The sequence below is a fragment of the Vibrio sp. 1978 genome, assembly GCF_033344345.1.
Genome location: NZ_JAWPOP010000031.1, coordinates 42,293 through 51,421, shown reverse-complemented (window position 1 = coordinate 51,421; position 9,129 = coordinate 42,293). Strand labels below are relative to the sequence as shown.

General features: G+C 43.0%; 9 protein-coding genes. 2 read left to right on the top strand and 7 right to left on the bottom strand.

What is annotated here, in order from left to right; all coding sequences use genetic code 11:
- Positions 1-14: 14 nt before the first annotated feature.
- The 3 genes from R8N49_RS31045 to R8N49_RS21580 are packed head-to-tail and all read right to left on the bottom strand — an operon-like array spanning position 15 to position 1,511.
- Positions 15-407 (bottom strand): hypothetical protein, encoded by a 393-nt coding sequence (locus R8N49_RS31045; RefSeq protein WP_412034903.1) that lies wholly within the window; start codon positions 405-407, stop codon positions 15-17.
- Positions 404-1,021 (bottom strand): PilW family protein, encoded by a 618-nt coding sequence (locus R8N49_RS21585; protein WP_005383755.1) that lies wholly within the window; start codon positions 1,019-1,021, stop codon positions 404-406. Before R8N49_RS21585 ends, R8N49_RS31045 begins: the two co-directional genes overlap by 4 nt.
- Entirely contained in the window at positions 1,002-1,511 is a 510-nt protein-coding gene (locus R8N49_RS21580) for a GspH/FimT family pseudopilin (protein ID WP_064369022.1), read from the bottom strand. The genes R8N49_RS21585 and R8N49_RS21580 overlap by 20 nt, the downstream gene beginning before the upstream one ends.
- Before the next feature lie 103 nt (positions 1,512-1,614).
- Here R8N49_RS21580 and R8N49_RS21575 point away from each other — a divergent pair, with 103 nt between their 5' ends.
- Positions 1,615-2,046: a type IV pilin protein gene (locus tag R8N49_RS21575; protein WP_017820588.1), complete on the top strand. Its 432-nt coding sequence runs from the start codon at positions 1,615-1,617 to the stop codon at positions 2,044-2,046.
- A gap of 69 nt (positions 2,047-2,115) precedes the next feature.
- Here R8N49_RS21575 and dnaJ read toward each other — a convergent pair whose 3' ends face one another.
- The 4 genes from dnaJ to grpE all read right to left on the bottom strand — a co-directional run bounded on the left by dnaJ (position 2,116) and on the right by grpE (position 8,018).
- A complete protein-coding gene (gene dnaJ / locus R8N49_RS21570; RefSeq protein WP_005381620.1) occupies positions 2,116-3,264 on the bottom strand; it encodes a molecular chaperone DnaJ in 1,149 nt (382 codons plus the stop codon).
- 204 nt (positions 3,265-3,468) lie between these two features.
- Positions 3,469-5,382: a molecular chaperone DnaK gene (gene dnaK, locus R8N49_RS21565; protein WP_005381623.1), complete on the bottom strand. Its 1,914-nt coding sequence runs from the start codon at positions 5,380-5,382 to the stop codon at positions 3,469-3,471.
- A 347-nt stretch (positions 5,383-5,729) separates the two neighbouring features.
- Entirely contained in the window at positions 5,730-7,004 is a 1,275-nt protein-coding gene (locus tag R8N49_RS21560; protein WP_005381625.1) for a dicarboxylate/amino acid:cation symporter, read from the bottom strand.
- A 417-nt stretch (positions 7,005-7,421) separates the two neighbouring features.
- Positions 7,422-8,018 (bottom strand): nucleotide exchange factor GrpE, encoded by a 597-nt coding sequence (gene grpE / locus R8N49_RS21555; protein ID WP_021034134.1) that lies wholly within the window; start codon positions 8,016-8,018, stop codon positions 7,422-7,424.
- Positions 8,019-8,164: 146 nt separating this feature from the next.
- Here grpE and nadK point away from each other — a divergent pair, with 146 nt between their 5' ends.
- A complete protein-coding gene (gene nadK, locus R8N49_RS21550) occupies positions 8,165-9,049 on the top strand; it encodes an NAD(+) kinase (protein ID WP_225466668.1) in 885 nt (294 codons plus the stop codon).
- Positions 9,050-9,129 lie beyond the last annotated feature (80 nt).

Sequence of the window (9,129 nt, the reverse complement as noted above, 5' to 3'; positions counted from 1 at the left end):
ACCAGCGATTGTCTTTAAAGAAATGGCACTGGCCGCTTGATATTGGCGAGTGTCGCACTTCGCAGTTGAATTCGGGCTTTACTTAAATTTGTATTTCCCTCTTTAGATGTAACCAAATATTCATAATCGCTGAGCTTTTTTATCGTAGTAGATACTGTACAGCCTAGTAAAGTAATTGTTCCGGAAGGAGGAAGAACTAACATCTTCTCCTTTATTTGTGCAAAAGCACATTCCAGTCCTCCTTCAGCCTTCCAATGTTCTTGTCGAGCTTTTAGTTCATTCTGAGCCACTTTTAATTGAAAAAATACTCCCTTTGATGATGCGAGAGATGTAATCAAAGCAAACAATAATAGTATGGATGTTACTAACAACGTCGTGTACCCAGAACATCCAAATTTAGATCTCATTGCCAATTCCTTTGCTTAATTGAAAATTCTGCAACTTGATTAATTACGCCATCTACAGTTTGTAAAGCCAAAGTAACATCCGTTACAGCGCTAATATTTGTGCCATTCGTTACGACATCAGAATTTACTGTAAAACTCGTCACTTGAAAAATATCTTCATCAAATAAAGAACGACAAAAATCCACACCATCAAAAGACAGTATTTTGGCTTGGGATACTACGCCATTTTCACAGATTACAAGTTTGCTATCTCGCTTCTCATACTTAATATTTCTATAGTTTTTATTTAGCGGAGAGTCATCTCTAAAATAAACAAAACCAATAGAAGATGCACCACTGATTGTAATTGTTTCCAAGGCTCCGGATAATTTAAGAGACATACCATGACCACCATCATAACCAGCCCTTTGAATATCTTCTTTCATAACAGATAAAGTGATATTAAGACTTTGCAATAAATTTAGCTCTAAGCTTTTTTCTTTTGCTGTTTTTTGTAAACTCAAGAATATAGAGCCCACTACACTAAGAACAATTAACCCAATTAAAGAACTAATCATTAATTCAATTAAAGAGCTACCTATTTGATAGCGTTTGTTAGCACTGACGGTAATCATATAACTTAGTTCCAGAGTTACTACAAATCTTAATCCTCCCAGGAGGGTTTGAGATCTTTGCTTGTAGTTTTATGTTTTGAGCATTGGTTGGGAAAAACTCTATATTTCCTCCTTGGGGCCGTCCACGGACCTCATCGAAGCTTATTTTTTGATTATCGTAACTGTGCTTCAAAGATAATTCAGAGTATGCGGAGCCGGAAAGGTTTAAGATTACTCCCCCTGAGCCGCTAGATGAGTTAGTTAACTGTAGAGACCATGCACCTTGACTGACAACGACGTTTTTAGCCATAGAGAAATGAATATATAACTTTTGATTTCTCATTACCGCCTCGGACTTACTTTGGCTTAGAAAACCAGCTAATTCAGTTGCTAATCGCTGCATTTGCACAGTTTGTGAAACACGGCTAAAGCTTGGAGCTGCAAACGCCAATATAATACTCAGTACAGCAACAGTAATAAGAAGCTCCAACAACGTAAACCCGCGAGGCATTTCCCAAATTCCTATGTAAACGGCAAAAGGGCCGTAATTCATCTTGCACAGATGCTATCACCTGCCCAAAATAGGCGGAAAAGTGAAAAGGAAACTACTCGTGATGATTCGAATTTCTCGTTGTAACGGCTACAAAAAAGGATTGAGAGGGATGACATTGATCGAATTACTGGTAGCTGTAGTGATTGTCGGGATCATTGCTGCAGTCGCATACCCCTCTTACACTAATCATGTAATCAAGTCTCATAGGACGGTTGCCTTGAGCGATCTTAGTCGAATTCAGCTAGAGCTAGAGACATCTTATGATGGTGGGTACGACTGGAGTCATATTCTCTCTGGAGGCACATGCACTCTATGTGACTCAGACACAAATAGATTTTCTTTCGATATTGCGAGCTCTGCAAGTACGGCCTATACCATTACAGCAACAGCAAAATCGGCTCTGGGACAAGACGACGACGAGTGCTTGACTGGTTCTAAAACGATTACTTTAACGTCAACAAATGTCGAAGAACCAAGTGATTGCTGGAATTAGGAAGAACACCGAGATGCAAAAAGGCCTGCATTTTAGCAGGCCTTTGTATTTGTGCTTTTCACTAACGTCTTAGCTGGTTAAATCATCAAAGAACTTTTTCACACCGTTGAAAAAGCCTTCTGATTTAGGCTTGTGCTTTGTCGCCGCTTCACCACCACAAGACTCTTCAAACTCTTTGAGCAGTTCTTTTTGGCGTGAGCTTAGGTTTACTGGTGTTTCAACAACCAACTTAACAATAAGATCACCAACACCGCCACCGCGAACGCCTTTCACACCTTTACCACGCATACGGAACATACGACCTGTTTGCGTTTCTGAAGGCACTTTTAGGCTTACGCGACCATCTAGGGTTGGTACTTCAACTTCACCACCTAGAGCTGCCATCGCAAAGCTTACTGGCACTTCACAGTATAGGTTGTTGCCATCACGCTCGAAGATATGGTGCTCTTTCACGTGCACTTGTACATACAAGTCACCCGCTGGTGCTCCCATTTCTCCCGCTTCACCTTCGCCAGATAGACGAATACGGTCGCCAGTATCAACACCTGCTGGGATCTTAACGTTAAGTGTTTTTGTTTTCTGCTTACGACCTTGACCATGACACTCATTACAAGGGTCTTTAATGATTTTACCTTTGCCGTGACAGGTAGGACAGGTTTGTTGCACTGCGAAGAAGCCCTGGCGCATCTGTACTTGACCATGACCATGACAGGTACCACATGTTTCAGCAGATGAACCTTTCTTCGCGCCACTACCATCACAGGTATCACAGTGTACTAGTGTCGGTACTTCGATCTCTTTCGTTACACCACGAACCGCTTCTTCTAGCGTCAATTCCATGTTGTAACGTAGGTCAGCACCTCGCTGGGCACGGTGGCCACCACCGCCACGACGACCACCACCAAAGATGTCACCGAATACATCGCCAAAGATGTCGCCGAAATCAGCACCGCCGCCGCCAAAGCCGCCGCCACCGAAACCACCGCCGCCTTGTTCAAAAGCTGCATGACCGTATTGGTCGTACGCCGCTTTCTTTTGAGGGTCGGTCAGAACTTCGTACGCTTCTTTTACTTCTTTAAACTTGTCCGCCGCAGAATCATCACCCTGGTTTCGGTCTGGGTGGAATTTCATCGCTAGACGCTTATACGCCTTTTTGATATCGCGCTCTGAGGCATCACGGCTTACGCCTAATACTTCGTAAAAATCACGTTTTGACATGTTCTTCGTCACCAGTTAATTACTACAAACGGCATCGATTCACCGCTTGGTGTTTGTATCGTTCTAGGTAAGTGCACTTGTCTGCAACATACTTAACTAGAAAGACAGCGTTTACAAACAGACGGGCGTAAGAGTTGCCCCAAACGCCCGCACACGAAGTCTTATCGACCCCAGATGGCTATGCAGCCATCTGGTTAAGAAATATTATTTCTTGTCGTCTTTAACTTCTTCGAACTCAGCATCTACAACGTCGTCTTCTTTAGACTGTGCACCTGCGTCAGCACCTTGTGCTTGCTGCGCTTGAGCTTGTTGTTGAGCGATTTCCATCAGCTTTTGAGAAGCAGTCATTAGTGCTTGAACTTTAGCATCGATAGCTTCTTTGTCTTCGCCTTTACGTGCTGTTTCTAGCTCAGAAATTGCTGCTTCAATCTTCTCTTTCTCTTCTGCAGGTAGCGCTTCACCAGCTTCTTCTACTTGCTTACGAGTACCGTGAATCATTTGGTCAGCTTGGTTACGTGCAGTTGCTAGCTCTTCGAACTTCTTGTCCGCTTCTTTGTTAGCTTCTGCTTCTTGAACCATTTTCTCGATGTCTTCATCGCTTAGACCGCCAGAAGCTTGGATAGTGATCTTCTGCTCTTTACCAGTCTGCTTGTCTTTCGCAGATACGTGTAGGATACCGTCCGCATCAAGGTCAAACGTAACCTCGATTTGTGGCATACCACGTGGTGCAGGCTGGATGCCTTCTAGGTTAAATTGGCCTAGAGACTTGTTGTACATCGCTTGCTTACGCTCACCTTGTAGAACGTGGATAGTTACCGCGCTCTGGTTGTCTTCCGCTGTAGAGAAAACTTGGTTCGCTTTAGTTGGGATAGTTGTGTTCTTCTCAACTAACTTAGTCATCACGCCACCCATTGTCTCGATACCTAGAGACAGTGGAGTTACGTCTAGTAGTAGTACGTCTTTAACGTCACCAGCAAGTACACCACCTTGAACTGCAGCACCCATTGCTACTGCTTCGTCAGGGTTTACGTCACGGCGCGCTTCTTTACCAAAGAACTCAGCAACTTTCGCTTGAACCATTGGCATACGAGTCTGACCACCAACTAGGATTACGTCAGTGATGTCGTTTACTGATAGGTCAGCGTCAGCTAGAGCTACTTTTAATGGTTCAAGAGAGCGTTGTACTAGGTCTTCAACTAGAGATTCTAGTTTTGCACGAGTCACTTTAATGTTCATGTGCTTAGGACCAGTTGCATCTGCAGTAACGTAAGGTAGGTTTACGTCTGTTTGAGAAGTAGAAGAAAGCTCGATTTTCGCTTTCTCTGCTGCTTCTTTAACACGCTGCATTGCTAGTGGGTCGTTTTTAAGGTTGATGCCTTGCTCTTTGTTGAACTCATCAACCAAGTAGTTGATTAGACGGTTATCAAAGTCTTCACCACCTAGGTGAGTATCACCGTTAGTTGCTAGAACTTCGAATGTTTTCTCGCCTTCAACTTCATCGATTTCGATGATTGAAATATCGAATGTACCACCACCAAGGTCGTATACCGCGATAGTGCGATCGCCGCCTTTCTTATCAAGACCGTAAGCTAGCGCAGCTGCTGTTGGTTCGTTGATGATACGTTTAACTTCTAGACCTGCGATACGGCCAGCATCTTTTGTCGCTTGACGCTGAGCATCGTTAAAGTAAGCAGGTACTGTGATAACTGCGCCAGTTACTTCCTCACCAAGGAAGTCTTCAGCAGTTTTCTTCATTTTCTTAAGAACTTCAGCAGAAACCTGAGGAGCTGCCATTTTTTGGCCTTTCGCTTCTACCCAAGCATCACCGTTGTCAGCCTTAACGATTTTGTAAGGCATGATTTCGATGTCACGCTGAACTTCTTCGTCTTCAAAACGACGACCGATTAGACGCTTAATTGCAAATAGCGTGTTTTCTGGGTTAGTTACTGCTTGACGTTTCGCTGGTTGACCTACTAGCGTCTCACCGTCAGTGTAAGCAATAACCGATGCAGTAGTACGTTCGCCCTCTGCGTTTTCAATTACACGTGGTTTGTCGCCGTCTAATACAGCAACACATGAGTTAGTAGTACCTAAGTCAATACCAATGATTTTACCCATCTGGCTATCTCCGAATAAATTCTATTTTCGTTTGGTTATAACCCCAATGTGGGGGGAGGAGAATCGGGTTTCAACCCTTGCTCACAAACAAAAATAATCAATGTTTGCTTCTCTATGCCACATAGATAAGGGCGGCAAAATGCTTTTCAAGGGCAGAATTAAAAAAAAGCGTCTTTTTTCGAAATTTATGTGTTTCTTTCTGATTAGTTGGGAACTCGTCACACTGCTGTAGCGCAACAAAACGTCATTTCCCAGATAAATTTATTTATGCCCGACTCTTCCTAAATAAAAAACGAGCTCATAAGAGCTCGCTTCAATATTAGGGTTAAAATAAATTATTCAAGGTATTAGGCGTTCGCTTGAGCAGGCTCAGCATCAACACCCTCTTCTTTACCTATCTCACCTTCTGTTTTTGCAACAATGGTGTTCACTGCCGTGTCGCCGACAACGTTAGATGATGTACAGAACATATCATTAATACGGTCGACCGCTGCAATGATTGCCAAACCTTCAGGTGGTAAGCCTAGCTGGTGAAGCAAAACACCTACCATTACCACGCCGCCCCCAGGAACGCCGCCAGCACCAATAGATAACAGAAGAATAGTTAAGCCAAGTGTGAAGATGTCTGCGGTGTTAATTGGCTGGCCAAAAGCGTTCGCAACAAACATCGTTGCTAGAGCAATATAGATAGACACACCAGACATATTCATCGTTGCGCCCAGTGGTACACCGAAGCCAGCAACCGATTTAGAGACCTGAAGCTTTTCTGTCAGTGTGCGCATCGTTACCGGGATAGTCGCGTTTGAGCTTGCGGTAGATAGAGAGAAAAGAATCTGCTCACGAGTTGCACGTAGGAAAGTCTTTGGAGAAGTTCCTGTCGCAATACTCACTGCCATTGGGTAGAAGAAGAAGATCCAGAACACCAACATCGCAACCACCAAAGCCACGTAACCGGCAACGGACATTAATGTGTTGGCGTTTAGCGTTGCACCTAGTTGAATCATTAGTGCGAACACACCATATGGTGCAAGACTCATCACTAATCCAACCAATTTCATCATGATTTCATTTGCCATTTTGAATGTGCGAATAGCTGGGCCACCACGAGAATCCAAAGCTTGAATTGCAAGCCCCGTCAAAATTGCCATAAAGATGATTTGCAGCATGTCGCCGCTAGCAAACGCTTGTACAGGATTGCTAGGAACAATGTTAACAACTAAAGAGAAAATGTCCGGCGTCTCTGTCGTTGTCAGCTGTACAGCCTCAGATACCGTTCCTGCTAGATTAGCGCCCGCTCCTGGCTGGAAGATCAAGCCGACAGTCAAAGCCGCCGTAATCGCAATGATGGTGTTAAGAATGTAAAGGGTAAAAGTTTTTCCACCAAGACGACCAAATGCACTGATATCTTTCAAGTCAACAATGCCGCATACGATTGAAACGTAAACTAAAGGAACAACAAGCAATTTGATCAGTGAGACGAACATGCCGCCAACACCTTCTGCTGCTCCAAGTAGGTATGTATCAAAAATCGCAATACCGCTAAATAAGTACTGAATTGCTGTCCCCAGCACAAGGCCGGCAAACAAGCCTATAAAAATCTTACTAGAAAGCGATTTATCCATTATAAATCTCCGATATGTTGTGTTTACTATTTACATTTTTGTAGTTATATATGCTTACTTTTAAAGCATTAGTCGCAAATCATACACACCGAAGTTACAAAATAAAGTGACAATTTACATTTTTGTTAACGACATTGTTTTAGAAAAAATGACTATATTTACATTCCTATGCAGAACAAATATTCACACAACGAATGATTACAATCACTTATAGCCCTTTCCGTTAATAAACACGCAGCGAGATGAGAGAAAATCTCCTATAGGAAAATAATTAACCAATAGGAAAAAATATGAAGGGGATCAAATTTTCATTTATCGATATACAACGAAGTTCGATGCAGTCATTTATGTTTAAAACAAAAAAGCGCCCATCAAAAATGATGGGCGCTTTTATATTTAAAAAACAGGTAGTTAAAGTTACTTAGCAACCATTACCATTGCCGGACGAATCACACGGCCGTTTAGTTCGTAACCTTTTTGCATAACAAACATAACAGTGTTTGATTCATGATCAGGGCTCTCCTGAATCGACATCGCTTGATGGAACTCTGGATTGAATGCTTCACCTTCAGGGTTGATTGCTTTCAAGCCAAATTTCGCTACAACGTCTACAAACGTTTTATGTGTTAGTTCAACGCCTTCTAGGAACGGCTTCACAGTTTCATTCTCTGTATCTGCCGCTTGAATTGCACGCTCTAGGTTATCAATAACAGGAAGCAGCTCTTCTGCAAACTTGTTCAACGCAAACTTACGTGCTTTATCGATCTCTTGCTCAGTGCGACGACGCATGTTTTCTACTTCAGCTTTAGAACGCAACACCGCATCTTGTTGCTCTTTTACTTTTGCCTCGCTAGACAATAGTGCCGCTTCTAGTTGAGCAATCTTAGCGTCTGTCTCATCACCAAGCTCTTCAAGCTCAGCTTCAACTTCTTGTGCTTCAGCTTCTACTTTTTCAGCCTCTTCGATGATTTGATCAAGCTCTTCTTCTGTAACTTTGTTTTCTTCGTTGCTCATGATATCTCCAGAATTCAACATAATGCCCTTAAAGCCATGCGCGTTTTTGCGGGCTTTAACCACATAAAAATTCGCATATTTAGGTGACTTGCCATTATTATGGGGATGAAGATTCCTGATTCAAGCCTCTTTAATGCGGAAATGCTATGAAAAATCCATGTAACGTGATCGCGATTATCGGAAAACCAAGAGATCAACAAGCAATTCAAACTCATAAAGAGTTGTACCAATGGTTGACCTCTGAGGGCTATAAAGTATTCATTGACGATCGCCTTGCCGCAATACTGGATGATATCCCACAGAGTCAGTTTGCTAGCTTAGTTGAACTAGGAAAAAATGCCGATCTAGCCATTGTGGTTGGTGGCGATGGCAACATGTTAGGTGCGGCAAGAATTTTATCCCGATTTGATGTGCCAGTTATAGGCGTGAACCGTGGAAATTTGGGCTTCTTAACTGACTTGAACCCAGACGACTTCCAAGCGTCTCTGCAAGCGGTACTCGACGGTGATTATATTGAAGAGGAACGTTTTCTTTTAGAGGCGGAAGTACACCGCCACGGACAAATAAAGAGCCATAACGCTGCGCTAAACGAAGCCGTACTTCACCCAGGGCAAATTGCTCATATGATTGAATTTGAAGTGTACATAGATGAAAGCTTCGCCTTCTCTTTACGGGCCGACGGTTTGATTGTCTCCACTCCGACTGGCTCGACGGCATATTCACTTTCTGGCGGCGGCCCAATTCTTTCTCCTAGCTTGAATGCCATTTCACTCGTGCCAATGTTCCCTCATACATTGTCGAGTCGACCTTTGGTGGTTGATGGAAAACGTCGAATTAAATTGGTGGTATCACCAGAAAACCGTGGAACACAAGAAGTTAGCTGTGATGGACAAGTCTCACTTCCAGTTACCCCTGGCGACGAAATTCACATCTATCAAAGTCCAAATGTACTAAAGCTCATCCATCCAAAAGACTACAGCTACTATCACGTCTTACGGAATAAGCTTGGCTGGTCTAGTAAATTGTTCTAACACTTGTTACTCAGGGCAATAACTTCAATAAAAAAGCCAGCAGCTTAATTGCTACTGGCTTTTGGCTTTCTTAGACAAGA

Bases quoted from the DNA above. Each gene is read 5' to 3' on its own strand.
- R8N49_RS31045 (WP_412034903.1), bottom strand. From the start codon at position 407: ATGAGATCTAAATTTGGATGTTCTGGGTACACGACGTTGTTAGTAACA.
- R8N49_RS21585 (WP_005383755.1), bottom strand. From the start codon at position 1,021: ATGATTACCGTCAGTGCTAACAAACGCTATCAAATAGGTAGCTCTTTA.
- R8N49_RS21580 (WP_064369022.1), bottom strand. From the start codon at position 1,511: ATGCCTCGCGGGTTTACGTTGTTGGAGCTTCTTATTACTGTTGCTGTA.
- R8N49_RS21575 (WP_017820588.1), top strand. From the start codon at position 1,615: ATGATTCGAATTTCTCGTTGTAACGGCTACAAAAAAGGATTGAGAGGG.
- dnaJ (WP_005381620.1), bottom strand. From the start codon at position 3,264: ATGTCAAAACGTGATTTTTACGAAGTATTAGGCGTAAGCCGTGATGCC.
- dnaK (WP_005381623.1), bottom strand. From the start codon at position 5,382: ATGGGTAAAATCATTGGTATTGACTTAGGTACTACTAACTCATGTGTT.
- R8N49_RS21560 (WP_005381625.1), bottom strand. From the start codon at position 7,004: ATGGATAAATCGCTTTCTAGTAAGATTTTTATAGGCTTGTTTGCCGGC.
- grpE (WP_021034134.1), bottom strand. From the start codon at position 8,018: ATGAGCAACGAAGAAAACAAAGTTACAGAAGAAGAGCTTGATCAAATC.
- nadK (WP_225466668.1), top strand. From the start codon at position 8,165: ATGAAAAATCCATGTAACGTGATCGCGATTATCGGAAAACCAAGAGAT.